This is a genomic window from Ferrimonas balearica (genome assembly GCF_019802055.1).
Classification (GTDB): Bacteria; Pseudomonadota; Gammaproteobacteria; order Enterobacterales; family Shewanellaceae; genus Ferrimonas; species Ferrimonas balearica_A.
On sequence record NZ_JAHVHW010000004.1, the window covers coordinates 97,853 to 122,815 of the forward strand.

Annotated in this window: 27 protein-coding genes, 1 tRNA gene and 1 other RNA gene; 12 read left to right on the forward strand and 17 right to left on the reverse strand. The window is 57.9% G+C overall.

From position 1 onward, the window contains the following. Window positions 1-5: 5 nt before the first annotated feature. The 11 genes from flgJ to KUV52_RS01440 form a co-directional block, all read right to left on the reverse strand. The gene (gene flgJ / locus KUV52_RS01390; RefSeq protein ID WP_222524149.1) at window positions 6-992 is read right to left on the reverse strand and encodes a flagellar assembly peptidoglycan hydrolase FlgJ; all 987 of its coding nucleotides are present in this window, start codon (window positions 990-992) and stop codon (window positions 6-8) included. Beyond that, the gene (locus KUV52_RS01395; protein ID WP_409996465.1) at window positions 992-2,077 is read right to left on the reverse strand and encodes a flagellar basal body P-ring protein FlgI; all 1,086 of its coding nucleotides are present in this window, start codon (window positions 2,075-2,077) and stop codon (window positions 992-994) included. Before KUV52_RS01395 ends, flgJ begins: the two co-directional genes overlap by 1 nt. Window positions 2,078-2,091: 14 nt before the next feature. Continuing rightward, window positions 2,092-2,763, reverse strand: a complete 672-nt coding sequence (gene flgH, locus KUV52_RS01400) for a flagellar basal body L-ring protein FlgH (RefSeq protein ID WP_409996466.1) — start codon at window positions 2,761-2,763, stop codon at window positions 2,092-2,094. Window positions 2,764-2,791: 28 nt separating this feature from the next. Then, the gene (flgG, locus tag KUV52_RS01405) at window positions 2,792-3,580 is read right to left on the reverse strand and encodes a flagellar basal-body rod protein FlgG (protein ID WP_222524152.1); all 789 of its coding nucleotides are present in this window, start codon (window positions 3,578-3,580) and stop codon (window positions 2,792-2,794) included. Window positions 3,581-3,598: 18 nt separating this feature from the next. Continuing rightward, on the reverse strand, window positions 3,599-4,336 hold the full coding sequence (gene flgF / locus KUV52_RS01410; RefSeq protein WP_222524153.1) for a flagellar basal-body rod protein FlgF: 738 nt from the start codon (window positions 4,334-4,336) through the stop codon (window positions 3,599-3,601). A gap of 190 nt (window positions 4,337-4,526) precedes the next feature. Further along, entirely contained in the window at window positions 4,527-5,933 is a 1,407-nt protein-coding gene (gene flgE / locus KUV52_RS01415) for a flagellar hook protein FlgE (protein ID WP_222524154.1), read from the reverse strand. Window positions 5,934-5,946: 13 nt separating this feature from the next. Then, entirely contained in the window at window positions 5,947-6,633 is a 687-nt protein-coding gene (locus tag KUV52_RS01420) for a flagellar hook assembly protein FlgD (protein WP_222524155.1), read from the reverse strand. Between the two features lie 16 nt (window positions 6,634-6,649). Continuing rightward, window positions 6,650-7,069 (reverse strand): flagellar basal body rod protein FlgC, encoded by a 420-nt coding sequence (flgC, locus tag KUV52_RS01425; protein WP_222524156.1) that lies wholly within the window; start codon window positions 7,067-7,069, stop codon window positions 6,650-6,652. A 2-nt stretch (window positions 7,070-7,071) separates the two neighbouring features. Further along, complete coding sequence (gene flgB, locus KUV52_RS01430) at window positions 7,072-7,467, reverse strand: flagellar basal body rod protein FlgB (protein ID WP_222524157.1); 396 nt, start codon at window positions 7,465-7,467, stop codon at window positions 7,072-7,074. A gap of 82 nt (window positions 7,468-7,549) precedes the next feature. Then, window positions 7,550-8,383 carry a CheR family methyltransferase gene (locus tag KUV52_RS01435; protein ID WP_222524751.1) on the reverse strand — a complete coding sequence of 278 codons (834 nt, stop codon included), beginning with the start codon at window positions 8,381-8,383 and terminating at the stop codon, window positions 7,550-7,552. Then, window positions 8,380-9,312: a chemotaxis protein CheV gene (locus KUV52_RS01440; protein WP_222524158.1), complete on the reverse strand. Its 933-nt coding sequence runs from the start codon at window positions 9,310-9,312 to the stop codon at window positions 8,380-8,382. Before KUV52_RS01440 ends, KUV52_RS01435 begins: the two co-directional genes overlap by 4 nt. Before the next feature lie 190 nt (window positions 9,313-9,502). Here KUV52_RS01440 and flgA point away from each other — a divergent pair, with 190 nt between their 5' ends. The 3 genes from flgA (at window position 9,503) to flgN (ending at window position 11,026) form a co-directional block, all read left to right on the forward strand. Then, entirely contained in the window at window positions 9,503-10,207 is a 705-nt protein-coding gene (flgA, locus tag KUV52_RS01445) for a flagellar basal body P-ring formation chaperone FlgA (protein ID WP_222524159.1), read from the forward strand. Window positions 10,208-10,284: 77 nt separating this feature from the next. Further along, window positions 10,285-10,602, forward strand: a complete 318-nt coding sequence (gene flgM / locus KUV52_RS01450; RefSeq protein WP_222524160.1) for a flagellar biosynthesis anti-sigma factor FlgM — start codon at window positions 10,285-10,287, stop codon at window positions 10,600-10,602. Next, window positions 10,595-11,026: a flagellar protein FlgN gene (gene flgN / locus KUV52_RS01455; protein WP_222524161.1), complete on the forward strand. Its 432-nt coding sequence runs from the start codon at window positions 10,595-10,597 to the stop codon at window positions 11,024-11,026. Before flgM ends, flgN begins: the two co-directional genes overlap by 8 nt. Before the next feature lie 349 nt (window positions 11,027-11,375). Here flgN and KUV52_RS01460 read toward each other — a convergent pair whose 3' ends face one another. Together KUV52_RS01460 and KUV52_RS01465 are read right to left on the reverse strand one after the other, a co-directional pair. After that, complete coding sequence (locus KUV52_RS01460) at window positions 11,376-11,822, reverse strand: LPP20 family lipoprotein (RefSeq protein ID WP_222524162.1); 447 nt, start codon at window positions 11,820-11,822, stop codon at window positions 11,376-11,378. Then, on the reverse strand, window positions 11,819-12,457 hold the full coding sequence (locus KUV52_RS01465; RefSeq protein WP_222524163.1) for a FlgO family outer membrane protein: 639 nt from the start codon (window positions 12,455-12,457) through the stop codon (window positions 11,819-11,821). Before KUV52_RS01465 ends, KUV52_RS01460 begins: the two co-directional genes overlap by 4 nt. Before the next feature lie 113 nt (window positions 12,458-12,570). Here KUV52_RS01465 and KUV52_RS01470 point away from each other — a divergent pair, with 113 nt between their 5' ends. The 6 genes from KUV52_RS01470 to KUV52_RS01495 all read left to right on the forward strand — a co-directional run bounded on the left by KUV52_RS01470 (window position 12,571) and on the right by KUV52_RS01495 (window position 17,599). After that, window positions 12,571-13,701 (forward strand): flagellar assembly protein T N-terminal domain-containing protein, encoded by a 1,131-nt coding sequence (locus KUV52_RS01470; protein WP_222524164.1) that lies wholly within the window; start codon window positions 12,571-12,573, stop codon window positions 13,699-13,701. A 63-nt stretch (window positions 13,702-13,764) separates the two neighbouring features. Next, window positions 13,765-13,840, forward strand: a tRNA-Arg gene (locus KUV52_RS01475). Between the two features lie 214 nt (window positions 13,841-14,054). After that, window positions 14,055-14,456, forward strand: coding sequence for a hypothetical protein (locus tag KUV52_RS01480; RefSeq protein WP_222524165.1), 402 nt, complete (start codon window positions 14,055-14,057; stop codon window positions 14,454-14,456). A 382-nt stretch (window positions 14,457-14,838) separates the two neighbouring features. Then, on the forward strand, window positions 14,839-15,858 hold the full coding sequence (locus KUV52_RS01485; RefSeq protein WP_222524166.1) for a nuclease-related domain-containing protein: 1,020 nt from the start codon (window positions 14,839-14,841) through the stop codon (window positions 15,856-15,858). A 981-nt stretch (window positions 15,859-16,839) separates the two neighbouring features. Beyond that, window positions 16,840-17,211: a hypothetical protein gene (locus KUV52_RS01490; RefSeq protein WP_222524167.1), complete on the forward strand. Its 372-nt coding sequence runs from the start codon at window positions 16,840-16,842 to the stop codon at window positions 17,209-17,211. A gap of 199 nt (window positions 17,212-17,410) precedes the next feature. After that, window positions 17,411-17,599: a helix-turn-helix domain-containing protein gene (locus KUV52_RS01495; protein ID WP_222524168.1), complete on the forward strand. Its 189-nt coding sequence runs from the start codon at window positions 17,411-17,413 to the stop codon at window positions 17,597-17,599. A 55-nt stretch (window positions 17,600-17,654) separates the two neighbouring features. On the opposite strand, the gene ffs is transcribed toward KUV52_RS01495, so the two are convergent. After that, window positions 17,655-17,751: signal recognition particle sRNA small type (ffs, locus tag KUV52_RS01500), an RNA gene on the reverse strand. Between the two features lie 300 nt (window positions 17,752-18,051). On the opposite strand from ffs, the gene KUV52_RS01505 reads away from it, so the two are divergent. Further along, window positions 18,052-18,879: a MipA/OmpV family protein gene (locus KUV52_RS01505; RefSeq protein WP_222524169.1), complete on the forward strand. Its 828-nt coding sequence runs from the start codon at window positions 18,052-18,054 to the stop codon at window positions 18,877-18,879. Window positions 18,880-19,212: 333 nt separating this feature from the next. Here the strand turns inward: KUV52_RS01505 and KUV52_RS01510 are convergent, their stop codons facing one another. Continuing rightward, window positions 19,213-19,755, reverse strand: coding sequence for a DUF3016 domain-containing protein (locus tag KUV52_RS01510; protein ID WP_222524170.1), 543 nt, complete (start codon window positions 19,753-19,755; stop codon window positions 19,213-19,215). A 519-nt stretch (window positions 19,756-20,274) separates the two neighbouring features. On the opposite strand from KUV52_RS01510, the gene KUV52_RS01515 reads away from it, so the two are divergent. Beyond that, entirely contained in the window at window positions 20,275-22,419 is a 2,145-nt protein-coding gene (locus KUV52_RS01515) for a methyl-accepting chemotaxis protein (protein WP_222524171.1), read from the forward strand. A 209-nt stretch (window positions 22,420-22,628) separates the two neighbouring features. Continuing rightward, window positions 22,629-23,189 (forward strand): chalcone isomerase family protein, encoded by a 561-nt coding sequence (locus KUV52_RS01520; RefSeq protein ID WP_222524172.1) that lies wholly within the window; start codon window positions 22,629-22,631, stop codon window positions 23,187-23,189. Between the two features lie 119 nt (window positions 23,190-23,308). Here the strand turns inward: KUV52_RS01520 and KUV52_RS01525 are convergent, their stop codons facing one another. Beyond that, entirely contained in the window at window positions 23,309-24,187 is an 879-nt protein-coding gene (locus KUV52_RS01525) for a DUF6268 family outer membrane beta-barrel protein (RefSeq protein ID WP_222524173.1), read from the reverse strand. A 56-nt stretch (window positions 24,188-24,243) separates the two neighbouring features. Next, complete coding sequence (locus tag KUV52_RS01530) at window positions 24,244-24,858, reverse strand: TetR/AcrR family transcriptional regulator (RefSeq protein ID WP_222524174.1); 615 nt, start codon at window positions 24,856-24,858, stop codon at window positions 24,244-24,246. Window positions 24,859-24,963 lie beyond the last annotated feature (105 nt).

Below are 24,963 nucleotides of genomic sequence, written 5' to 3' on the forward strand. Positions count from 1 at the left end.
CGTCCTTACTCTGACAACCCGAAGGGGGTGTACTGTTTCATTAAGCCGTTAAACAACTGCATGATCTTATCGGCGTATTGAGGGTCGGTGGCGTAGCCTGCCTTGTGCAGCGCGCGGATATAGCCTTCGCTGTCGCTGGCCTCCAGTGCATCCCGGTAGCGAGGCTGGCGCACAAACTCGACGTAATCGTCGAAGCTGGCTTTCAGGTTCTCATACACCCGGAAATTGGAGCGGCGCATCACCGGCAGTTCAGATTCAAACTCCAGCGCATTGATCGCCGTTTTCTCTCCCTGCCAACGGTTATCGGCCTTGATGTTGAAAAGATTATGGCTACTTTGGCCTTCGCCATCTTTCAACACCTTACGGCCCCAACCGGTCTCCAGCGCCGACTGGGCGATCAGCAGCATGGGGTCCACCCCCAGGCTCTGCGCCGCTTCGCGGGCATGAGGCATCAGGCTGCGAACAAAGTGCTCCGGCCCCTCAAAATTCTGTGGTGTGGGGTTGGCCGCTGCCGCCATTGGCGGATGCGCCGGTTCGGCCTGAACGGGAGCCGGTGCTGATGCCACGCTCGCCACTTCGGCAGAGGCGGACCGCTCCGGGCTGACACTCGGCGTGACCGGCAGGGCGACCGGCCCGAGGCTCTCGCCGCGGTTCAGGGCAGACGCCGGGGTCATCGAGTCATCGCCGCCCAGTTGGGCCACAATCAAATCCGCCAGTCCCAGACTGCCCTGGGCAGAGAGTGACTGCGCCAGCTGGCTGTCGTGCATCTGCTGATAGAACTGGGTGGTGTGGGAGTGGAAGGGGCTGTCACTGTCCTCAAAGGCGGCGTTAGCGTCACGCATGCTCTTGAGCAGCATGTTCATAAAGATCCCTTCGAACTGCAGCGCCACTTCTCTCAAACTGGCGTCCGGATCCTGCTGGGCCTGTTGGCGCAGCTGGTCCAGCCCCGCCAGGTCCATGTAGTGCTGTCCGGATTGCTTGAGACCGTCCATCAGATGATCACCAGTTCGCCGCGCAGGGCGCCCGCCTGAGACAGCGCTTCAAGAATCGCCATCAGATCCGAGGGGGCTGCGCCCACTTCGTTCACCGCCCGCACCAGCTCGTCCAGCGTGGTGCCAGTATCAAACTTGAACATGCGGCTGTCATCCTGAGTCACGCCGATCTGGGATTCCGGCGTCACCACGGTGTTGCCACCGCCAAAAGCGTTGGGCTGGGACACATTGATGTTTTCGCTGATGGTCACCGTCAGGCCACCGTGTGTGATGGCGGTAGGCATCAGGCGCACATCCTTACCCACTACGATGGTGCCGGTACGGCTGTTGACGATCACCTTGGCGGACTCATCCGCCGGTTGCACCCGCAGGTTCTCCAGCGTCGCCAGATAGGAGACCCGCTGAGAGGGATCACGGGGGGCCGAGACCTGAATCGAGGTGGCGTCCAGCGCACGGGCCACGCCCGGGCCCAGCAACCCGTTTACCGCCTCCACCACCCGCTTGGCGGTGGAGAAATCGGGGCGGTGCAGATTGAAGGTCAGGAAGTCACCGTTGGCAAAGGGGGTGGGAACACTGCGCTCAACGGTGGCGCCACCGGGGATACGACCCACGGTCGGGGTGTTCTGCAGCACCTTGGAACCGTCCAGCCCCTCAGCGGAGAAGCCGGAGACCACCAGACTGCCCTGAGCCAGGGCGTACACCTTGCCATCGGCCCCCTTCAGGAAGGTTTGCAGCAGGGTGCCGCCGCGCAGGCTCTTGGCGCTGCCCACGGAGGACACAGTGATATCGATGCTCTGGCCCGGTTTCACAAACGGCGGCAGTTCGGCGTGTACTGCCACCGCCGCCACGTTTTTCAGTTTGGGGCGGGCATTGGCTGGCAGATTAATGCCGAAGTTGGAGAGCATGGTGGTAAAACTCTGCTCGGTGTAGCGGCTCTGCTCACCGGTGCCCGGCAAGCCCACCACCAGACCGTAGCCCACCAGTTGGTTAGAGCGGACGCCCTGCACATCAGAGATGTCTTTCAGTCGCATCGCCTGCGCCGACAGGGGTAACAGCAGCAACAGGGCGGTCAGTATGGCGCGCATCATTCCGCCTCCCATCAGAACGGCCACAGCGGGCCGGAGAAGAACTTGGAGAGCCAGCCGGACTTCTGGGAGTCGGCAAAGGTACCGGTACCGGAGTACTGGATGCGGGCGTTGGCCACCCGGGTGCTCTCAATGGTGTTGTCCGGGCTGATGTCGCGGGGACGGACGATGCCGGTGATGCGGATAAACTCGTCACCGTCATTGATGGTGACCCACTTCTCGCCGCGGATCACCAGGTTACCGTTGGCCAGCACCTGCAACACGTTCACCGAGATGGAACCCGCCAGACTGTTGGACTGGTTGGCGTCGGACTCCCGGCTCATGTCGAACTTCTCTTTGTATGAGAGATCGATGGTCTGGCCGTTAACGGTGATCGGGCCGCCACCTGCGCTGATGGGGTCCAACTGCATCTTGTTGTCTTTGCTGATCTCGTTGGAGGCGGACTTCTTCGCTTTAGTCTGCTCCGTCAGCATCACGGTGATCACATCACCCACTTTCAGCGCTTTGATGTCGGAGTAGAGTTCGTTGGCGTAGCCGTCGTTGAAGATGGACCCGGTGGTCACCACCTGGCTGGGCGGCAGATCCGGATAAACCGGCGCATAGTAGGGGTCGTCCGGAATGGGCGAATTGGGGTGAACACAACCTGCCAGCGCAAGCAGTGCCGCCAAACCCAATGCAGTACGAATCACAGTGCGGGCCATCTTACGCCTCCCCTTAGAGCTGCTGGTTCAGGTTGGCCAGCATCTGGTCCACGGTAGAGATCACCTTGGAGTTCATCTCGTAGATGCGCTGACTTTCAATCATGTTCACCAGCTCTTCGGTGACGTTCACGTTAGAGGTTTCCAGCGCGCCCTGACGCAGGGTGCCAAGACCATCCAAACCCGGTACCCCCTGGATCGGCGCGCCGCTGGCACCGGTTTCCAGGAACATGTTCTGGCCGATCGGCTCCAGACCAGTGGGGTTCACGAAGTTGGCCACTTCGATCTGACCGATCACCTGGTTTTCCGCCGCACCGGGCACCCGCACGGAGACTTCACCCTCACCGGATACGGTGATGCTCTGGGCGTCTTCCGGCACCTGAATGCCGGGGTTCAGCAGGAAGCCCGCACCCGGAGTCACCAACTGGCCCTCATCGTCCAGAGCGAACTGGCCGTTGCGGGTGTAAGCGATATTGCCGTCCGGCAGCTGAATCTCGAAAAAACCCGGGCCTTCAATCATCAGGTCGAGGCTGTTGTCGGTGGTCAGCATATTGCCCTGGCTGAAGATGCGCTGGGTGGCCGCCACCTTGGTGCCCGCCCCCAGGGTCAGGCCCGCAGGCAGTTCGGTGTTCTGGGAGCTGATGCCGCCCGCCTGGTTGATGGTTTGGTAGAGCAGGTCTTCAAAGATCGCCCGGCTCTTCTTGTAACCGACGGTGCTGGCGTTGGCCAGGTTGTTGGAGATGGTGGCGATGTCGGTCTGCTGGGCGTCGAGCCCGGTCTTACTGATCCATAATGCCGGTTGCATGGTGTTTCTCCTTCAGGCTCAGCGCATCAACTGCGACTGGGCGCGATCATTCTCTTCGGCGGTCTTCATCAGCTTGAGCTGCATATCAAACTGACGCTGGGCTTCAATCATGCCCACCAGTTCGTTGACCGGATTGACGTTACTGCCCTCCACCGCGCCGGTCACCAGACTGACCTCAACCGCGTTCTGGTAGGGCTGACCATCCAGGCGGCGGAACAGGCCGTCTTCGCCTTTGGTCAGGGAATTCAGGGGGGGATTGACCAGCCGCAGTTGGCCCACCTCCTCCATGGCGTTGGCCGGTGCACCCTGTGGGCGAACCGTCACCATGCCGTCCTGGGCCACCTCCACCTTTTCAATCGGCAGAGGCAGAAAGATGGGGCCAGCGTTGCCCATTACCGGCTGACCCTGGCCGTTCATCAGCATGCCCGCTTCATCAAAACGCAGACTGCCGGAGCGGGTCAGCGCTTCGTTGCCGCTGTCATCCTGAACCACGAACCAGCCCTGGTCCTTGATGGCAACGTCCAGAGAACGGCCGGTGGTTTTGATGGCGCCGGGATCGAAATCGGTGGCGGGACGCTCGGTCATGGCAAAGACGCGGGTCGGCAACCCTTCGCCAAACGCCTGCATGGCGCGGGCCTGACTCATGTCCGCCTTGAAGCCATCGGTTTTGGCGTTGGCCAGATTGTTGGCGTGGCTGGCCAGCTGGTGCAGGTTCTGCTTGGCGCCGCTGGCAGCGATATAGAGGTAGTTGTCCACCGTCGTTCCCTGGGTCAAATTCCTGAAACTCTGGGCAATTCATAGCAACTATCGTGCCAGTGAATTTTGACGCCGTGCGGCAGGCGTTAAAGCCCGGTAAACCGAGGGGTGGAGCAAAGAGGGTCAATTCAGGAGGGGAAACGACTTGCCGCCCCCGGATGGAGGCGGCAAGAGAGAGGCAAGGGCCGGATCAGCGGATCTGCAGGATGTTCTGAGACAGCTGGTTGGACACATCCAGAGCACGGGAGTTGGCCTGGAAGTTACGCTGGGCGCTGATCAGATCCACCAGCTCGGTGGTCAGGTCCACGTTGGACTGCTCCAGTGCGGCGGAGCGGATGCTGCCGAACGCGCCCACATTGGGCTCGCCCACCAGCGGCTCACCACTGTCATTGCTCTGCTTCCAGGAGGTGTTGCCGATCTGGGTCAGACCCTGCTCATTGGCAAAACGGGCCAGAGCCACTTTGCCCAGCGCCTGCTGAGTGCCGTTGGAGTAGGTGGCGTTGATCAGACCTTCAGCGGTCACTTCCACGTTGGTCAGACGACCCACGGTGGCGCCATCCTGGCTCAGTTCGGTCACCTCAAACGGGGCGGCGTACTGAGTCGGGTTGTTGAACTTCAGGGTCATACGCTGAGTGCCGTCGGCACCGGGGCCGATGATGCCCGCACCGTCACCCGGTACACCGGAAGAGGGATCATCCAGGCCCAGTGCCTGAGTCTGAATCACGGCGGGATCAGAACCGATGTAACCGCCGACATCGTCAAAGCTCATCACGAAGCCGGTCTGGCCGCTGGCGGCAACCGCGTTGTTGGTGACGTCAGCAACGCCATCACCGTTGGTGTCCTGGCCCCACTGACCAGACGTTGCGGCACCACCGGCCACATCCCAGATGTCCACCGGCTGGTTGTCCACGGTGGTGAACACCACCCACTGGTTGTTGTTGTTCAGCGAGCCGCCATTGGGCTTGATGAAGTAGCTGGTCTGGATATGAGGCTCACCCAGAGAGTCATAGATGGTCACCGAGGTGGCAGTGTTATAGGTGGTCGGATCCGCCGGGTTAAAGAGGGCCGGGTCCATCTCCACGTCGTTGGCCGGCAGGTTCATCGACATGGTGATTTCACTGGTGGCGTTGGGCTGACCCGCGGTCTGGGGGATCTGCACCGGCTTGGTGGTGGAGAGAGACACCGACTGAACGGAACCGTCCGCGTTCACCGGCAGCGCCATCAGGTAGTTGCCCTGGCTGTCGACCACAAAGTTGCTGTCGTTCAGCTTAAATGCACCGGCACGGGTGTAGGAGAAATCCTGGCTGCCAAACTCGGAGTTGGTGACGAAGAAGCCGTTGCCGTTGATCGCCAGGTCCAACGCGTTGTTGGTAAAGGCGAGCGCGCCCTGGTGGAACTGCTGGGCGATCTGCGCGGTGGCCACACCGGCACCCACGTTGGTCTTGCTGTTGGTGAACAGCGAGTTGTTGTACACGTCCGCAAACTCGGCACGGGACTCTTTAAAGCCGATGGTGTTTACGTTGGCGATGTTGTTGGACGTGGTGTTCAGGTCCTTCTGGGCGGCGTTCAGACCGCTGAGGGAGATATTGAATGACATGAGTTAGCTTCCTTTATCCTTCCGCAACGGCCAAGACGTCACCCAGGCTGATCCCGCCCAGGCCACGAAGATTCAATACGGTGTCATAGTCGGCGCCACCCAATGTGACGCTGTTAACGTGCGCGTAGGTGGAGACCGGCAGCTCCTGATTGCTGCCATCGGCCACACCCTGTGCGCTAAAGCTGTAAGTGCCGGGAGGCAAAGGTTTGCCTTCGGCATCGGTGCCGTCCCAGACGAAATCCACATTGCCGCCGGCGCCCGCATCCACGCTGATGGTGCGAACCACCTGACCGGTGCTGTCCTCAACCCGAACCATCAGGTTCTGAGTGCCACTCGGCGCGCTGACCACACCGGAAACCGGGGTGGCGGCGTCGCTCAGGTAGCCCATGTTGGAGGGGATGAGCACCTTCTGCCCCACCAGACCGGACGCCTGCAGCGCCTGGTTGGAGGTCATCACGGTGTTGAGGCTCTTAATCTCGTCGTTGAGGTTGTTGATCCCATCCACGGTGGCAAAGGAGGACATCTGGGAGATCATCTGATCGTTGTCCACCGGCTTCATGGGGTCCTGCATCGACAGCTGCTGAGACAGCAGGGAAAAGAAGTCTTCCTGAGTCAGCGCCTGGTTGGCGTTGGACTCCGGTACCGGCGACTCCTGCTGCCAGCGCATGGCGTCAAGGTAGTTGTTGTTAATGGTACTCACGGACAATTACTCCCGATTAGCCTTTGCCCAGACGCAGGGTCTGCTGGGCCATCTCTTTGGCAGCACTGGCTACCTGCACGTTGGCCTGGTAGCTGCGCGAGGCGGAGATCATGTTGGCCATCTCCTCCACCACGTTGACGTTGGGTTTGTAGATGTAGCCCTCCTGGTCCGCCAGCGGATGGTTGGGGCTGAACTGGCGCACCAGCGGCTTGTCGCTTTCGACAATGCCCGCCACCTGCACCGGCACACTCTGGCTCTGGTAGCCGGAGGCCTGCTGCAGAGCCGCTTCAAACACCGGCTGACGTGCGCGATAGGTCTCACCCGCGCTGGAGCTGACGCTGTTGGCGTTGGCGATGTTGGACGCGGTGGTATTGAGGCGTACCGACTGGGCACTCATGCCGGAACCGGCGGTATCAAAGATCTTGAACAGGCTCATGCTCAGTCTCCTCGCAGCGCTTTCTTAAGGCCGCTGAACTTGCCATCCAGGAAGCCCAGGCTCATCTGGTACTCCAGGGTGTTCTGCATAAAGAGGTTGCGCTCGGTTTGCAGATCAACGGTATTGCCATCGCCGGTATCCGGGTGCAGCGGCGACCGGAACTTCAGGCCCGGCTGCGGATCGATGCTGGCATCAAAGTGTTTTTCGTGGCTCCGGGAGAGGGCAAACGCTTGCCGGCTCTTTGCCCCCGCCAGCGCCTGCTCGAAGTCGAGGTCCTGCGCCTTGTAGTTGGGGGTGTCAGCATTGGCGATATTGCTGGAGAGCACTTCCGCACGCTCCGCCCGCACACCGAGGGTGTGCTGGTGAATGCCTAATGCCTTGTCAAAAGAGATGGCCATACTTTGCCTCCTGGATCCGTATGGCCAATAAAAAGCAAAAGGCGTGCCATTCGACACGCCTTAGGATTGATCGTCGCTCGCCTTATCGCTTGCGATAGAGGATACCCGCGGGATAGCGGCACATTTCGAAGTCATCGCTCAGGTTAGCGATGGACTCGGATGCCCCCAGGAACAGGTACCCCCCCGGGTTCAGAGCGGCAGCGAATTGCCGCAGAATTTTCTGTTTGTTCTCCGGAGAGAAGTAGATGAGGACATTGCGGCAGAAGATGATGTCGAAGCGCCCCAACAGCAGGTAGCTGTCCAACAGGTTGTGCTGACGGAAGCTGATGCCCTGACGGATCTCCGGCTTCACCTTCATCCGGCCCTCGCCCAGGCAATCAAAGAACTGCTGCTTACGGACGTCGCTCAGGCCCCGCCCCATCGCCAGCGCGTCGTATTCGCCGCTCTGGGCCTGCTCCAGCACCTTAGTGGACAGGTCGGTCGCCAGGATCTCCCCGCCCTGCATCAGGCGGCCAGGGTTCTTGCGGCGATACTCCTGCAGACTCATCGCCAGGGAGTAAGGCTCCTGCCCGGTGGAACAGGCGGCGGACCAGATCCGCACCCGGCCATTGCCCTGGCTCATCTCCGGCAACACCTCGTTTTGCAGCAGCTCGAACGGGTAACCATCCCGGAACCAGAAGGTTTCGTTAGTGGTCATCGCCTCGATCACCCGGGTTTTCAGGGCGGAGCCTTCCGGACGCATCACCTCACGGACCAGGTCCGTCATGGTGGCATGGTGTGATGCCATCAGCGGGCCCAGTCGGCTGCGAACCAGGTATTGCTTGTTTTCGCCCAGAACGATCCCGCACTGACGCTGCAGAAAGTCAGCGAAAGCCTGATAGTCTTGGATTGCCAGAGACTTCGTTGGCAATGTTATTCCCCTTGTTTGGTAACGAGGTAGTTGTTGACGGTACGAGCCAGTTCATCAGGATTGAACTTGGCAATGAATTCGTTGGCCCCCACCTTCTGCACCATCGCCTGGTTAAAGACCCCGGACAGCGAGGTGTGCAGAATCACGCTCAGGGAGCGGAGTTTGGGGTGGGCGCGGATCTCGGCGGTCAGGGTATAACCGTCCATCTCCGGCATCTCAATATCGGACACCACCAGGCTCATCTTCTCGGAGATGTCCTGGCAATCCTCCGCCAGCTCTTTGAGCTTGTTCAGCGCTTCCAGCCCGTCCTTCACCACGATAAGGTCCAGCCCCATCGGCTCCAGTGCACGCTGAACCTGTTTGCGGGCCACAGAGGAGTCATCCGCAACCAGCACCGTTTTACGGGTGGTTTGGGTGGGTGCCAGCTCAGCCACCACCTCTTTGCTCACCTCGGCACGGGCCGGAGAGATCTCATCCAGCACCTTTTCCACGTCGAGGATCTCCACCAGTTGCTGATCCAGCTCGGTCACGGCAGTCAGGTAGTTGCTGCGACCACTGCCCTTCGGCGGTGGCAACACCCCTTCCCAGTTCAGGTTGACGATGCGCTCAACACCGCTGACCAGGAAGCCCTGTACGGAACGGTTGTACTCGGTGATGATGACGAACGCGGTATCCAGGTTTTGGGTAGCAGGGCCACCGATGGCCGCCGAGAGATCAATAACGGAAATGGTTTGCCCGCGAATGTGGGCAACGCCCCGGATGAGGCCACTTTGATGGGGAAGCGCGGTCAGCTTGGGGCACTGCAGCACCTCGCGAACCTTGAACACATTGATGCCGTAGCGCTGGCGTCCTTGGAGGCGGAACAGCAACAACTCGAGGCGGTTTTGACCCACCAGCTGAGTACGCTGGTTCACCGAATCCAAAATACTGGCCATAAGGGAACGTCCTTATCAAAACTTTTCGAAAACCGGGGCATAGCTGCCGCTATTGGGTTATATCGGCCGATTGTCGTTATAATGCAGCGGCGTTGTATCAATTTCCGAAACCCGGTTCAACCGAGCCCGTCAGAAACTGGTAAAACACTCCCTAAAAACGGGTTCGATTATAAGAGTAATGGATCGGCGAATGCGAACTTTCTCAACCGCTTACTCCCGGGTATTTTGCCTGGTGACAGGACTGCTGTCCGCCACCCTGGCAAACGCCAGTGGCACCTCGCTGGAGGCGATTCGCGCCACGGCGGCAGACTACGTTCAGGCCCACATCACGGTGCCGGACGGTGCCCGGGTCACGGTCGAGGCCAATGAACTGGACAACCGGCTTAAGTATCCTGATTGTAAGCAGCCATTGTTGGCGAGTGCGCCGGGGAATAACGGCTTTGGCCGCTACGTCACCGTTAAGGTCAGCTGCGCGGATGATCAGGGCTGGTCCCTCTATGTGCCGGTGCAGACCCGCTTCGAGTACCCGGTGGTGGTGGCCACCGCCACCCTGAACGCGGACGCGGTGCTGGAACCGCAGCATCTGCGGCTGGAGTACCGGGACGCCAACACCCTGCGCGGCAATACCGTTACCGACCCCAACCAACTGGTGGGCGCCCGTTTGATCCGCCGCATTGGCAGCGGTCAGCCCATCGGCAATAACAACATCTGTCTGGTGTGCAGCGGCGACCTGGTGACCATCTTCGCCCGCACCGGCGGCATCGAAATTAAGACCGGCGGGGAAGCGCGGGGCAGCGGCGCACTGGGTGACACCATCCGGGTGCAAAACAGCCGCTCAAAACGTATCATCGATGCCAGAGTGGTCGGCGTCGGCGAAGTCGAAGTCCGGATGTAAAAAACACTAAAGCTTTGCGCGAACCGGGCGATAACCGGGGTGAGCGAAGACACATTATTTAACGGAGCCAAACCATTATGGCGATCGATCTCAGCAAATTGACCACCGGTGCCAGCCACACTCTGCCGAGCCAGAGCAAGGCGAAACCGGCCGTCAACAGCGACAGCAGCCCGGCCCCTGCCCGCCCGGCAGGCGACGCCGTAGTGCTGACTGAGCAAGCCCAGCAGTTGGCCCGGGCGGAAAGCAACCTGGCCAATGCCACCGGCATCGACCAGGGCAAAGTGGACGCCATCAAGCAAGCGATTGCCGAAGGCCGCTACCATGTTGACCCCGAGCGTCTGGCTCAGAACATCACCAAGTTCGAGAACGAACTGAACGGGCTGATGGATGAGTGAGACCTCCCTCTCTGAACTGCTTTCCCAACAGCTGATCCGCCTGGATCAGCTGTTGGCGCTTCTGGCCCGGGAAACCGAGGCCCTGGTGCAGCGCGACGTAGACCAGATTGAAGCCCTGCTGAAAGAGAAGCTCACCCTGCTGGAAAACATCGGACAGGCCGATACGGTACTGAGCCGCCATCCGCAGATTGAGCAGGTGAAAACCGACCCGGCCCTGGCTGATACCCTGAAGCAGGCCCAGGCCCGTCTGGCAGAGTGCCAGAGCCGCAACGAACACAACCAGGCTCAGGCGGAGCTGGTCAGCGCCAGTCTGACCCGACTGCAGCAACTGATGCAGCGCACCCGCCACGCCAGCGCCATGACCTACACCGGCGAAGGGCAAACCCACGTCGGCCAGCGCCTCGGCAAAAGCATTCAGGTATAGCGGTAACCCACCGCTCTCAAAACGCCCGGCCTTGCCGGGCTTTTTTGTGCCGTGCACTCGTAGCGTGGGCTTTGAGCCCACGGTTAGGTGCTCCGAATTTGCCACGGCCCGTGGGCTGTAAGCCCACGCTACCCTATTGTTCGCGACATCACCCTACTTGCCCATGGTGCCCCGAATCCGCCACGGCCCGTGGGCTGTAAGCCCACGCTACCCTATTGTTCGCGACATCACCCTGCTTGCCCATGGTGCTCCGAATCCGCCACGGCCCGTGGGCTGCAAGCCCACGCTACTCTGCGATAGGCACAAAAAAACCGGCACACTGGCCGGTTTCCTGTTCAAGACGCATCGCTCAGTAATAGCTGACGGAGCGCACCCGCTGACGGGGCTGTTGCTGGTACAGCTCCCACACCACCTTGTAGTCCAGCTCCAGCTCGGTGACATAACTGTCCCCCACCGGATAACTGCGCACCACACGGGCACCGCGGATCACCCCATCCACTTGCGCCCGGAACTCATCCCGGCGCAGCACCATCTCATCCATCTCACTGACGCCCTGAATGCGCTGGCCGTACACCTGCTCCGCCAGCTCGCGGTAAGCGTCCAGTTTGGCGGCCCGCATCGCCCGGCGCATCTTCTCCTGCTCGTTGTCACCCAACTGGGCAGAGAGCGGCGCAATGCCGGTGGCGGTCAATACCGGAAAGGATTCCGGCGCCACGGTTTCATACTCGACGTAGCGGTCGTAACCGGCGCATCCGGACAGCGCCGTCAGCAGCAGCGCACACGGCAAGATTCTCATCGCTCCTCCAGCTCCACCACGCTACCCCGGCCGGGGGCTTCATGACGGTACAAGCCGCCCTGCTCCAGGCTCACCTGGCGGGACGGACCAAAATATTGCGGCAACTGCGCCCAGGGCACCGTCGTTTGCGACGTCGACAAAATGCGGCGGTTGGCTACCGAGATGATGCGGCTGTTGACCAACACCGATTCCCGGTTGGTGGCGATGGTGGCCACCACCACCTGCTCCACCGGCAACTGACCCGCCAGCTTCTCAAAATCCCGACTCAGCAGCAGGTTGCCCTGCTCCGTCACCCGCACCGTATCGCTGCCGTTCAGATCCACCAGATTCAGCCCCTGCTGATGCAGTGCCGAGGTCAGCGCCTCACCCAGTTGGCGGGCAAACTGACTGCTCTGGTCAAACTCCTCCAGCATCACCGGGGTGGTGACCGCCGTCAGCTGCGTGGTATCCAGGTTGTCATGATGACGCACCAGATCCCGCGCGATGGCATCCGCCAGCAGGTTCAGCGCCCCTTGCGGCGGCAACACCTTGCCGTCTTCGCTGGCGACGTACCCATCCGGGGCCTCTGGTGGTGTGGCACACCCCACCAGACCCAACAGCAGCGCAGCGGGCAAAACTCGCGCCATCACTCGCATTGAACCATCTCCTGTCACTCGCATACCTTGGTATCGACCCGGCCCCCGTAAGCTTTAGGCACAAGCTTTGCTTATAATCGGGCCAACCTCAACGCCCAGGTCACAATTGCCACATGAACCGGTTTTGTCTCGCTTTTCTCTCACTGTTGCTTCTCAGTCCCGCCGCTCTGGCCGGCTACCTGGAGCTCAGTGGTCAGGCCCAGATCATCAACGATGACATCGAAGATGCCCGCCAGCGGGCGATCGACCGGGCCCTTAGTCAGGCGGTGATGAACTCCGGCGCCCAGCTGGATTACCAGCAGCGCAGCCGCAACGGTGTCTTGGTGGACGAACAGCTGCGAATGGAGAGTCAGGCGACCATCGCCTCCATGGAGATCCTCTCCGAGCGACGCAGCGGCAATCAGTACCACGTCGCCCTGCGGGTCAATATGGTGAACGACGCCTTGGGCGAGTGCCGTGGCCCGGCAGGCCGGGTGGCGATCAGCATCCCCCGGGCACAGGTGCGCTATCGGGAGCAACTGGTGCCCGGTGGTCTGTATGAACTGGACGGCGCTTTCAGTCGCTTTATCAGCAACACCCTGAACGGCGAGGGGCGCTACGCCTTCGGCAACGCCCGGGAAGATCTGCGCATCGACCTGAACAGCCATGACCGCCAGTGGGTGCGCTCTCTGGGCGAGCAGGACAACAGCCAGTATGTGCTGGCGCTGACCTTTGATGACCTGAGCGTGGTGCGACCCGACCGGGTGCTGGGATACTGGGAGCGCGACGCCACCCGCAATCTGGCGCTGGAAGCGGTGCTGTATGACGCCTTCACCAGTGAACGGGTATGGAGCGAGCGTTACCGCAGTCAGGGAGGCTGGCCCTACGAGCGCCAGGAGATGGCAGACACCGCCACCGAGCGATTCTGGGACAGCGACTTTGGACAGGAGCTGCGTCGGATTGGCAATGAGGTGGTGCAGGACCTGAACCACACCCTCGCCTGCCAACCGCTGAAAGGGCGCATCCTCGAACTGAACGGCAACCGCGCCATCGTCAGCCTGGGACTGCGTCACGGCTTACGACCCGGAGACAAACTACAGATTGTCCAGCAGCAGGACGCCTGGGCACAACCCAGCCAATTGGTGCTGACTCTGGAGCAGGTTGAACCGGAGCGGGCCCGCGCCCGTCTTGACGGCCCCACCGCCCTGATGGGCGTACAAGTGGGCGACTGGGTGCAGCGCGCCCCACGTCAGTCGAAACTTTAGGCAATTGATTTGCGGGCCTTTTCAATCCACAGCCCTACTGGCTAGAATGGGCCTGCCTACCTCCTCCCCATAGCTCAACAGGATAGAGCAGCCGCCTCCTAAGCGGCCGATAGAGGTTCGAGTCCTCTTGGGGAGGCCAAAATCCCTCTTTTTACAATATCTTTCAGACACTTAAAATTTAACAAATTTTTTGTGCCGCGCATGTGCCGACCAAAAACCAAAGTTTTTTTGTGCTCTTTCCGGCCCAAATCCTCGGCCAAACCTCCCTTTTCGACACTTTGCGATTTCTCACGATCCACTGCAAAATGAATCCATGCACCTAGGGATATTTGCATTAAAAAGGACTTGAGCAAATGTCGAAGAGCACACCATCACGCGATGAACTGATCCAAGCTCTAGAATGCTTCCGTAGCTTAGGGCTTAGCAATACAGACGAGCTCATAGATCACTTCTCACAGGCGTTCGGCTTTGAGGATTTCACCGCGTTGGATGAGGCAGAACCAGAAGATGACTCAGACCGAGCGTCACTGATCGAAGAAGCTGCAAAGCAGGATGGGATCATCGAGCGTGTCGAGGAACTAGAGCTTGCCGTCGCCAAATGCCTTGCTAACCTCCCAGCCGATGTCGCAAACACTGGCGAGCCAATAAGCTCAGAGCAAACAGAAAAGGCTGAGCAACTGCTGTCCCATATCCCGATTGAGTATCAATCAAAGTTGAAAGCCATAGGCGCACTCGAACAACTAGGGGACAGCTAATCAGCGCAGCACCTGCTTGAGCAGCTTTTTGCTAACCTCCTGGTACACCGAAACGGCGAGCTCCAGCAGATATCTAGAGAGATTTTTGCTGAAAACGCCAAATCCCAAACTAAGACTCAACAAGGTAAAACTGGAGGGAAAGCCAAAGCTAAACGAGATGATCCGTTAAAGTCGTTAGCAATCGAGCTCTATCATGCCAGACGCTACGATAGCCCAAGGGATGCAGCTAAACGCATTAGGGCAAAAGTCGTCGAAAAAGCTATTGAGATCGAGAGGCCGATTCCCAACCCGGATGAGTTTTGGGAAACCATATATCGGTGGCTATTGGAATACACAAAAGGAAAGCTCGACGGGTTTCCCCTTAGAAAAATTAAGGAAGACGATGATTCTTAAAGACAAGGATGTCAGCAACAGCTCTAATACCAGCATACAGGCTCAATTCGGCGCTCAACACGAAAAGGATGTCGCCTTCTTCCTTCGCAGAGCTTATGCAGAGAACCCTAACGTGTTCGTTATCAACGACTTCAGATTCGAGCACAGAGGCGATGTCAGCCAGATCGACCACCTGCTTATCTACAAACATGGCTTCATTCTGATTGAATCCAAGAGCATCCATGGCGAAGTCAGAGTCAACCAGAGTGGGGAGTGGTCTCGAAGCTACAAAGGCCACTGGAAGGGGATGCCGTCGCCAGTTCAGCAACTGGAGCTACAGCAACAAGCCCTACGCAAGTTGTTGAACGACCATGCAGGCGAGATATTGCCAAAGAAGCTGTTTGGACTCATGCAACAAAGCTTTGGCGCTCGACGTTATGAAAACATCTGCGCAGTTTCCAGCTCAGCGCTTTTGCACCGAGACACCATGCCAAATAGGATCAGCTCGATGGTGGTTAAGTGTGAGTTCCTGGCGGACAGCCTCAAGGGGATCACCGACATCGGTGCTGTCACTAGCTTCGTGAAGACCCTGCCGGACTTCAGCGAGGAAGAACTTAAAGCCATCTGCGACTTCCTAATGGCGCAGCACCAAACTATGACTTCGTCCGTTGTTACTGAGCCTACTCCACAAGCCCCCAACCCCCTTAAGCTACAAGCTCAGGCAGTTCCGCAAACACTCAATACCACCGAAGCACCCCCTCATTCACAGCCTATCGAAACCGAACCTAAAATCCGTGGCATCGCTTGCAAGAAGTGCGGCGAAACGCAGGCGCTAAGCGGGAATTGGGGGCGCTACGGGTATTACGTGAAGTGTTGCAACTGCGATACAAATACCGCGATGAAACAGCTCTGCCCGGCGTGCAGAAGTTCGAACACCAAAATCTCAAAACGTGGTGTGCGCTACACATCAACCTGCCATGACTGTCAGCACCAAGTGGTGGTATTTCAAGGGAAGGAACCCGTTGCTTAATACCCCCTATCAAAGCCAGATACTTTCGCAATAGATAGCTGCACTTATTCGGACTATGTTGCGACTAAATGGCTCCAGTGTGGCTCAATCGATAGCTTAGTCCCACTTTGGTGCCACATTCCACTGCTCATATAAAGCTTTTGGACTCTTTGTTGGCGTGCCATTGATTGACTTTGATTCGATTGATAGCGTGGACTCTGATTTATCAATAAAGATCACATGCTGCTCCATTTTAATGCAGCACTAATGCCAATTTAGCAGACATGCCTGCTATTGAACTCGGAGTTATTCATGCAGATTGAATGCCCCTCTTGCTCTGCAGACACTCAAGTAGAGTACGCTGAAAATATACGATGTAGTGCGTGTGGCTCATCTTTTGCCGGACATTCATACAAGAAGTTCAACAAGCCTATAATATCTACATCAGCTGCGCTGCTGCTCGGTGCTGTTGGAGCATACAAGGCTGATAAAATGTTCCTTGAGGAACAGAGGTATCCTCTTGAGGTTGAATATGAGCTGATTGATAGTTGTGTGAATTCCTCGAACAGAGCAATGAGCTACAGCCGATATACAGACAAGACCCAGATCTGCATCTGTGCACTAAACCAAACAATGGAAAACATTAGCTACAAGCAGCTAAAGAAAAGTGAGTCAGAGTTTCTGACTCACTTTCGAAACAGTGTCAAAAACTGCAGTTAATCAATTACTTTTGGACGGATTGTTACCTCGACCTGGGCCAGATGGATTGCCAGTTTTGCTTGGGCCATTGGGCGGAGGTGTTGAACCCGACTTGCTTGCAGCAGATTGTGCGCGTGCTGCGAATGAACCTTTCGGGACGACACCACCGTGTGCTTTTGCTGTAGCTGACTGAATCCGAGCAGCAGCGGCTTTTGACATTGATGTTGACATAATAATTTCCTTATTTTGTTAATGAACGTCCCCGCTGGGACATCTATAAGACTACGGATAGGAAAAAGACAAATGGGGACAAAACAGGAATCTCTTAGGCTTTCATTGCAGATAAAGGACCTGATAGCTCGGCTAGGATGGACCCAGAATCAGTTAGCTAGATACCTGTACACGGAATTGAATGACTTGGATGATGAAGACGACATCATCAAGTTCCAAGAGAAGCTAAAGAAAGAGCTTCAGCGGCCAACTACAAAGCCAGAGCGGCTGATAGAATACCTCAGCATAATTGTTAGAAGCTCGGAAGCACAGAAGCTAGATGTAGTGTTCAACAGGTACATACGACAAGATTCAATCGCTTCGGGCCTAAGTGAGGCCATGGCCGATATATCCTCAGGAATCGATAACACCTTAGAGTCAAAAGACACAATGGCCGAATCTTGAACACACCAACGAGCTGGACTAGGTGTTCGAGACCGAGCTTGGCTTTACGCTCACGCCAAGACAGTTCGCGATATGCGCCTACCCGGTGAACGCATGCCTTTACCGGCAAACGCATGCGGCTACTAGATAAACGCAGATACACCATCGCATCGCTCAATTAATGTCGATCCCGAATTCACTACCAATCGGGATGATTGCGATGACTACCCCACTGTTAAGCCCCACCAAAGTCACCGAGTTACTCGGCGTGATCATTGGCACCCTGGTCGTCTGGCGCTGTACAGGCCGATATCCGCTGCCCTTCGTAAAAGTCGGTCGTCGGGTAATGTACCGCCTGAACGACGTCGAAGCCTTCATTGAAGGCCGCATCTTCGAACAAACGGCTTAAGGGGGCGATTCAACTTATGGGTAAAACGACATCAGGCAGGAGGAAAAAGGATGCGGCACCCCAGCCGCATCCCGGCACATGCGTCCACCACCTTGGCTGCTCCCTTCCGGGCCTGACCAGGTCAACGATTTAGCATTGCGAGAGGACCGGAGGTCACACCGATCGACATGTTGCCGTGGAGACCTGAATAGTCCGAATTGTCGCAGCGAGTGTACCACCGTGAAGAGCGACGGGGAAAGTCGCTAACTGGGTCTACGGTTGACGGCTTCCAGCCTCGACGATTACTGAAGACAGGCTCTATGCAAGCCTTTTGAGGTTGTGCACTTACGCCGCGGTCCGGTAGGTGCCCAGCCCTGTTTTGTCGCATTGCTACCATCCTTACTTATACTCAAATTTGTACCGGCTAACCCTGTGGCAGCATTCAGCCCCAACATTTCAAGTACGGACATCAGATGAAGACCATCACGGGTATATTGTTAGTCATGCTCATGCACAGCGCCCTCGTGGACTCTGCTAAAGCCCAAGACCGAAAAGCCGCCTTAGTCCCCCTGCCTTCTGTTGACGATTTCACCAGAGGAGAAAATGGCTGGGCCCTCGGGCTGGGCTTGGGTGTTGAATACGAGGCCGCGTACGAGGGATCGGATGAGTACGACTTCGAAGTCGATCTCGCTGGTGCTGTTCAATGGCGAAGGGGTGACAATATCTTCTACTGGGCCGGTGAAACGCTCGGGTGGCGGGGTCTTCGTTCTGAAATTTGGCTGCTTGACGCCGCTGTGGGCTTCGATGAGGGTCGTGAAGAAAGTGATTCCGATGACGGTCACCTGGATGGCCTAGGTGATGGTGACGAAGGTGTTGAGTTCGTACTGCAAGCGCGTCGTGCATTTGATGTCGATTGGCGTTATTGGCTGGATGGTCGCGTTGTAGCCGGTGAAAATGGGACTCTGGGCCTCTTGGCTGTGGGGCGTCGATTCGGTGACCAGACTGACGGGACAGGCCATGAAATTGCAATCGCAGCGGTATTTCATGACAGCGATTATGCCAATAAGGATTTTGGTATCAATGCAGAGCAGTCGGCGGCATCAGGTCTGGATGAGACCAATCTTGGTGGAGGGTTTCGCTCGATAGGTCTCAACTACCACTACCGCCAGTATATTGCTGAAAAATGGCAAATATTTGGCGAGGTGGTTTACGAGCATTACAGCAGCGACATTCAGGACAGTCCAATCGCACGCAGCAATTATGAGGCCGAAGTCGGCATCGGGTTCATATACGTCTTCTAGGTCGGTCACATTGTAATTATGGGCGTTTTCTTGCCGCTAGGTTAAGCGAGTGCCCGACGCAAAATGGCTCAAAATTCTGTGTGAACATTTAGTAAACCGAGTTAAGAAAATACCCCCCCGTACCCCCTCCCTTCGGTCAGGAGCAACTTAACAAGACACCCACTTTTAATCTGGGTTAATAATCCAGCCTTACTGCAAGCCCTATCAGCTTCTCCTAAGTCGTAGGTAGAGGCTCGTAGTTCAATAGGAAGCATCAAACGCCTTAGACCCACCGTCATCCTCGATTCACTAACCCAGGATAACGGCGGAGGTAGGTCTAGGTGTGAGCGCGGGTCAGTTCAATTCCGGCTCAATCGCTTTGCGGAACCACTCTTCCATCATTCGTCCCATATAGGGGAACGGGTCGTTGCCGATGGGCTCGATGCCAAACAAGAAGCTCATATCGCTGAGCTTTTCCGTGCCCTGTTTGACGACCTGGCCATCCCGCTTCAGTTCGTAGGTAAACGCCATCTTGGGCGGGTAAAGGTCTGACACCACGCGGATGTCGTCTGCGCCCGTGTCGAAGGAGGGTTTGACGTCGCCGGGCAGGTCCACATTGGTGACTTCCAGCTCCAGTTGGTAGGCATCGCCGAGCTTAGGATTGGCCACCTTCCCCAACTCTTCAGTCAGTTCGCTGAACAGGTATTTCTCAAAAGTGGATTGGAGCATCGAGGTGGATTCGATGTCGGCATACTTTGCCGGATCTTTCCAAAGAATGGTCACCTGCCCATCTTTGGTCAGGAAGTTCTGAACCGGTCCTTCGGGCTCTGGCTTCGACGAACAGCCGATAAGAACGGACGCCAGCGCAATACCACACAGCAGAGGTTTAATGCTCATAACCACTCCTTAAGCCTTTAAACGCAAAAAGGAGTGTAGACCAATCCCCTAAGCGCCACTTTGCGCCCGGACTAGCCCGGCTCACTGCGCTAATCCGGCGCTCGTCAATGCCAGGCCGCCCACCCCGCCACAGGCAGTGCACTGCCGACGATACGCAGAATCAGGAGCAGCCATACCGTGCCCTGAGGCCAAATCGGTTCGTTGCAGCGGCAAAGCAAGGCGGACAAGCGCCAGCACCAGAGTTGGCCAGATTCCGAGTTCGTTCGAAAATTCGCCAATATACTGCCCTAACACATTTCCAAATCGCTGATGAGTAAACTTTTTCACCCCTGGTGATGAAGTAGCCATTCGGTATCCCATTTGTAAATAATCCGATTGTTTCACTGTCCACAGCCGTTACAGTGGGTGTGCGCTTCTGACCGAACCCGGTTTGGAACCGCACTCAAAGGGACTTTGGAAGCGCCAGCAGCTGCCCAACAGGCTCTCAATACCACGCTACTCAGGATTTGGTTATTTGGTATGGGCTTTAAGCAAACCTCTCTCAAAGCAAAGATTCTCCTCGCTTTTCTCCTCTCCGGTCTGGTGCTTATCATCGCTTTCAGCGCCCGGCTTCACTTCGGCCTCAAGGACCTGCGACAGACATTGGTGGATCAAACCCAGTCGGCGTCTGAGCAGGAGGTGCTGGCCCGATTGAAGAGCGAGTCCCGCACCCTGAGTGACCAGGTCGGGCTGGTGTTTGGTGGGCTGTTGCGACTGCCGCTGACCCTGGATGCGATGCTCTCCGACAATCTGACCAGCAAGGGTGAGCGACTGAGCCGGGATCAGGTCACCCGTCTGGTGGAAAGCACACTTCGCCAGAATGAGCAGTTAAGCACCATCTACGCCCAGTTCGAGGCCAACGGTTTCGATGGTCTGGACGCCAACTACGCCAGTGGCGAATTCGACCATAGCGTTCCGGGTACCGGCAGCCTGGAGATCTACCTCTTCCGCGAGGACAACGGCGAGGTGGTGCTGGAACAGGTGGAAGATCCTGCAGAAAAATACGACACCACCCTCAACGATTACGGTCAGCGGGAAGCGGAGTGGTATCTCTGCCCTCGCGACACAGGACGCCCCTGCCTGCTGGAGCCCTACAGCTATGAAGTGGTGACCGGCAGCGGTGAATATGAACTGATGACCAGCCTGGTCACCCCGGTGATCGCCGATGGGCGCTTCCGTGGTGTGGTGGGCGTCGATGTCAGCCTGCCGGAGTTGCAGAAGACCGTATCCAAATTGAGTGAGTCGCTCTACGGCGGCCAGAGCCGCATCAGCATCCTGAGTGCTCAGGGACTGCTTGTTGCCTCAACCCATTATGCCGACAAGCTGGCAACCCCGCTGGACAACGCCCGCCCGACCTTTGATGGCAAACTCACCCAGTTGTACCAAACCGCCGAGCCACTCTGGCTGCATGAGGGGGTGTACTACCTGGCTTACCCCATCGCCATCACCGGCATCGACAGTGGCTGGTCAGTTCTGATTGAGCTGCCTGAGGCGGTGGTTCTGGCCACGGCGGAGTCTTTGGCTGCAAAGATTGATGACAGCGTGTTCGATATCACCCTGTCGATGCAGGTCACCGCTCTGGCGTTGATTCTGCTGCTCTCCATCAGCGTGGTGCTGCTGGTTCGCTCTGTGGTTCGTCCCATCAAGCAACTGCAGGGCAACATCGACGACCTGGCCAGCAGCGAGGGGGATCTCACCCACGAAATCCGACTCGACACCCACGCGGAACTGATCGCCCTGGGCCAGGGTATGACCCGCTTTATCGCCAAGTTGCGTACGCTGGTGATTGAGGCCAAGGGAATAGGAGAAGCGGCCCGGGAAAACGCGGTGAAGAGCAGCGAACTGAACAACCAGGCCCGCCAGGCAACGGATAAGCAGCAACATGAGGTTCAAAGTGTTGTTGCCGCCAGTCACCAGATGTCGACAGCCGCGTCCGAGGTGTCCCAACGGGCAGCGGCCGTGGCGGATCATATCCAGTCTGCCAATAGCGAGGTCGCCACCTCTCAGCGTTACCTCTCCGACTCCCTCGGTATGGTGGAGAGTCTGGCGGCTGATATGAATCAGGCCAGCGCGTCGATATCGGAAGTGGTGGAACACACCGGCCACATCAACCGGATCCTGGATGTGATCCGCGCCATTGCGGAACAAACCAACCTGCTGGCCCTGAATGCCGCCATTGAAGCGGCCCGCGCGGGTGAGCAGGGGCGCGGCTTTGCGGTAGTGGCAGATGAGGTGCGCTCTCTGGCCTCCAAGACTCAGGCCAGCACCGAGGAGATCCACACCATGATTGAGGGGCTGACCTCCGTTGTTGATCAAGCGGTCAGCGTGATTCAGAGCGGCAGCGGCAAAGCGGAAAGCGCCCGCACCCATACCCAGAGCAGCCATCAATCCCTGACGGCGGTCTCTGATGGGTTCCAGTCCATCGCCGATCACATCGCTCAGGTGGCCACCGCCGCCGAGGAGCAAAGCGTGGTGACCGACGAGATCAGCGAAAACCTGACCGCCATTGGCGATGCCGCCCGGGCCCTGGCGGAACTGACCGCCCAGAACCACCACTTCAGTGATGAACTGCAAACCCAGATGGATCAGCTCAGCCAGCAATTGAGCACCCTGAAAACCGGCTGACCGGCCCCGACGTCAGCCTGAGCCCCACTCGCGCTGCCTTGGGCGAGTGGGGTCATTTAAGTGACCGGTTCCTGCCAGAACGCCTCTAGCTGGGTGTTGTTAACAGAAAATACACGCACGTTCGCCACTGGTCGGCGCTGTTTCACCTTGAGGGGGATCAGGGGCCGTGCTATCAATACGCCACTTTTTTCTGGCCTGTTGTATCGCAAATGAAAAACCTGATCGCCCTGCTGGCGCTGACCCTGTCGGTGCTGACTCCCGCCCACGCCGCCTCCGTTGCCGGTGTTGACCTCGACGCCAAGATCACCGTTCAGGGTGAAGCTCTGGACTATTACGGCGCCGGGATCCGCTCCAAGTACTTTATGAAGCTCTATGTCGGCTCTCTGTACGCCCAGCAGGCCGGGCTGGACGCCGAAGGCATCCTGAACAGCGACGAACTGACCGCTGTGCGCCTGAACATCCTCTCCGGCATGATCACCTCCGAGCGGATGATCGACACCATCGAAGAGGGCTTCGAGACCTCCACCAATGGCAATGTGGCCCCGCTGCGTGACCGTCTGGACAAGTTTATGGCGGTGTTCGACTCTCCGGTGGAAGTGGGCGACCAGTTCACCATGGTCTCCATCCCCGGTGTTGGCCTGGAAGCTTACAAGAATGGTCAACTGCTGACTTTGGTGGAAGGCGACGATTTCCGTCAGGCGCTGTTTGCCATCTGGCTGGGTAACAAGCCCGCCGATAAGAAGCTGAAAACGGCGATGCTGGGTGAGTAACGCCCCCTGTCCCGGTTAAACCAACGGCGCCTGATGGCGCCGTTTTTGTTTGCCGATGAGCCCTGTAACGTGGGCTTCAGCCCACGGACACATCCATAAACGCTCCCGCAAGCGTCACATCAAAACTTCCAGCCAAAGTTGATGCCGAATCCCACGCGCCCATCGATGTCCTGCTTCTGGTTGGCAAAGCCGTCCGGCTCCCACTTCATTTCGCCTTCGGTGCGGTAGCCAATGGCAGCGGTCAGAGTCCAGTCGTTGGAGGGAAAATAGGAGAGGCGGCCAAAAAACAGAGGCTCCTCAAACTCCACAGCGCCCCGCTCAGCGGTAAACCGATCACTCCGGTAAGCTCCTCCCAGCCCCAGTTCAAAGTGGGGGTTCCAGCGGTAGCTGAGTTCCAGCCCCGCCCGGCCAGCAAAACCCGGATCAAAGGGGTTGTCCAGCTTGAGCTTATCGGTGATCTGCCACTTCACCAGCAGAATCGGGAAGCTCTTGGTCTCCTTCACATCATTCAGGTAGGAGAGCCCAAGCCCCAACTGCAGGTCCTGATTGACCTGATACATCCCTCCCGCCAGCACGCCATAGCTGAAGCCATCGGACAGGCTGGCGTTCTCCGCCGCCGCCCACTGGAAGCGGGGTGACAGGATGATCCGCCACTGCGGATTGAGGAAGTGGATGGCGTTAAAGCCCAGCCCGATGCGGTCACGATGGTCAAAACGCGCCAGCGAGCCGCCAAACAGCGCATTGGCATCAAAGTCGGTGTAACGCCGATTGAGGCTGACACTGGAGGCCACCATCCACTTGGGGCCCAGACGGGTGCCGTACTTGATTTCAGCCCCATAGGCGGCGTCCCCCATCGCCCCGTCGCGGGCCAGATCGGTGTCCGCCATCTGAATGCCGTAGAGATTCAGCTCCCAGGGCGAGCGCTCCATCTGAGGACGAGCCAGGGTGGGTGCACTGGCAACAGCCAGCAGAGTGAGGGAAAGCAGAGGAAACTTCATGCATTCTTCCTTGAATATCTGATGCTTCGATTAAACGAGCCTAACGCCTTCCGGGATCACTCCCGGAACCCATAACCCCGCAGAAAGAGATCCACGGTTTGTGCAATGCGATGACGGCATTCGGCCTCCGTCTCGTCGACAGGCAACCCCAGCGCCCGGCGCATATTGCCAGCCCCCCGTCCCATCAGCAGCAGCTGTTCCGCCGCCAGCATTGGGTCATCCATCTGCAAAATGCCCTTGGCCGCCAGCGTCGCCAGATAGTCACCGACCGCGCCGATCACTTTGGCGGGCCCCGCCTCGTAATAGCGCTGGGACAGGTCCGAGTGGGTTTCCGCCTGACTGACACACAAACGATAGACGTAGATCGCTTCGTCGCTGTTGATCATCTCGGCAAAGCGGAGCATGAACTCCAGCAGAACCTGTCGCGGATTATCGCCGCTCAGGCCAGTGGGCAGCAGGTCATTGGTGGCGCACTTCTGCTCGACGCAATGGGTAAAGAGCTCATCCTTACTGCCAAAGTGCGCGTACACCGTTTGCTTGGACACCCCGGCATGCTGAGCAATCTCATCCATGCTGGTGGTGATGAAGCCCTGATGGACAAACAACTGTCCCGCCGCTTCCATGATCTGCTGGCGCTTTCTCTCACTGCGGGTGCTGAGGGTTTGAGGCATTGTTCACCACGTTAATTAACCGTTCGCTCACATTCAAACTAGACAGTCCAGTTCAGCAAAACTAGACTGGACTGTGCAGTTCAATTATGGACCGATTGTTATCGT

Excerpts from the sequence above, each read along its gene's own strand:
- KUV52_RS01530 (WP_222524174.1), bottom strand. The coding sequence starts at position 24,858 with ATGCCTCAAACCCTCAGCACCCGCAGTGAGAGAAAGCGCCAGCAGATC.
- flgG (WP_222524152.1), bottom strand. The coding sequence starts at position 3,580 with ATGCAACCGGCATTATGGATCAGTAAGACCGGGCTCGACGCCCAGCAG.
- KUV52_RS01460 (WP_222524162.1), bottom strand. The coding sequence starts at position 11,822 with ATGAGAATCTTGCCGTGTGCGCTGCTGCTGACGGCGCTGTCCGGATGC.
- KUV52_RS01495 (WP_222524168.1), top strand. The coding sequence starts at position 17,411 with ATGACTACCCCACTGTTAAGCCCCACCAAAGTCACCGAGTTACTCGGC.
- flgB (WP_222524157.1), bottom strand. The coding sequence starts at position 7,467 with ATGGCCATCTCTTTTGACAAGGCATTAGGCATTCACCAGCACACCCTC.
- KUV52_RS01515 (WP_222524171.1), top strand. The coding sequence starts at position 20,275 with ATGGGCTTTAAGCAAACCTCTCTCAAAGCAAAGATTCTCCTCGCTTTT.
- KUV52_RS01480 (WP_222524165.1), top strand. The coding sequence starts at position 14,055 with ATGTCGAAGAGCACACCATCACGCGATGAACTGATCCAAGCTCTAGAA.
- KUV52_RS01510 (WP_222524170.1), bottom strand. The coding sequence starts at position 19,755 with ATGAGCATTAAACCTCTGCTGTGTGGTATTGCGCTGGCGTCCGTTCTT.
- flgN (WP_222524161.1), top strand. The coding sequence starts at position 10,595 with ATGAGTGAGACCTCCCTCTCTGAACTGCTTTCCCAACAGCTGATCCGC.
- KUV52_RS01465 (WP_222524163.1), bottom strand. The coding sequence starts at position 12,457 with ATGCGAGTGATGGCGCGAGTTTTGCCCGCTGCGCTGCTGTTGGGTCTG.
- KUV52_RS01440 (WP_222524158.1), bottom strand. The coding sequence starts at position 9,312 with ATGGCCAGTATTTTGGATTCGGTGAACCAGCGTACTCAGCTGGTGGGT.
- KUV52_RS01485 (WP_222524166.1), top strand. The coding sequence starts at position 14,839 with ATGATTCTTAAAGACAAGGATGTCAGCAACAGCTCTAATACCAGCATA.
- flgC (WP_222524156.1), bottom strand. The coding sequence starts at position 7,069 with ATGAGCCTGTTCAAGATCTTTGATACCGCCGGTTCCGGCATGAGTGCC.
- flgE (WP_222524154.1), bottom strand. The coding sequence starts at position 5,933 with ATGTCATTCAATATCTCCCTCAGCGGTCTGAACGCCGCCCAGAAGGAC.
- flgM (WP_222524160.1), top strand. The coding sequence starts at position 10,285 with ATGGCGATCGATCTCAGCAAATTGACCACCGGTGCCAGCCACACTCTG.
- KUV52_RS01490 (WP_222524167.1), top strand. The coding sequence starts at position 16,840 with ATGGGGACAAAACAGGAATCTCTTAGGCTTTCATTGCAGATAAAGGAC.
- KUV52_RS01525 (WP_222524173.1), bottom strand. The coding sequence starts at position 24,187 with ATGAAGTTTCCTCTGCTTTCCCTCACTCTGCTGGCTGTTGCCAGTGCA.
- KUV52_RS01520 (WP_222524172.1), top strand. The coding sequence starts at position 22,629 with ATGAAAAACCTGATCGCCCTGCTGGCGCTGACCCTGTCGGTGCTGACT.
- KUV52_RS01505 (WP_222524169.1), top strand. The coding sequence starts at position 18,052 with ATGAAGACCATCACGGGTATATTGTTAGTCATGCTCATGCACAGCGCC.
- flgJ (WP_222524149.1), bottom strand. The coding sequence starts at position 992 with ATGGACGGTCTCAAGCAATCCGGACAGCACTACATGGACCTGGCGGGG.
- KUV52_RS01470 (WP_222524164.1), top strand. The coding sequence starts at position 12,571 with ATGAACCGGTTTTGTCTCGCTTTTCTCTCACTGTTGCTTCTCAGTCCC.
- KUV52_RS01395 (WP_409996465.1), bottom strand. The coding sequence starts at position 2,077 with ATGCGCGCCATACTGACCGCCCTGTTGCTGCTGTTACCCCTGTCGGCG.
- flgA (WP_222524159.1), top strand. The coding sequence starts at position 9,503 with ATGCGAACTTTCTCAACCGCTTACTCCCGGGTATTTTGCCTGGTGACA.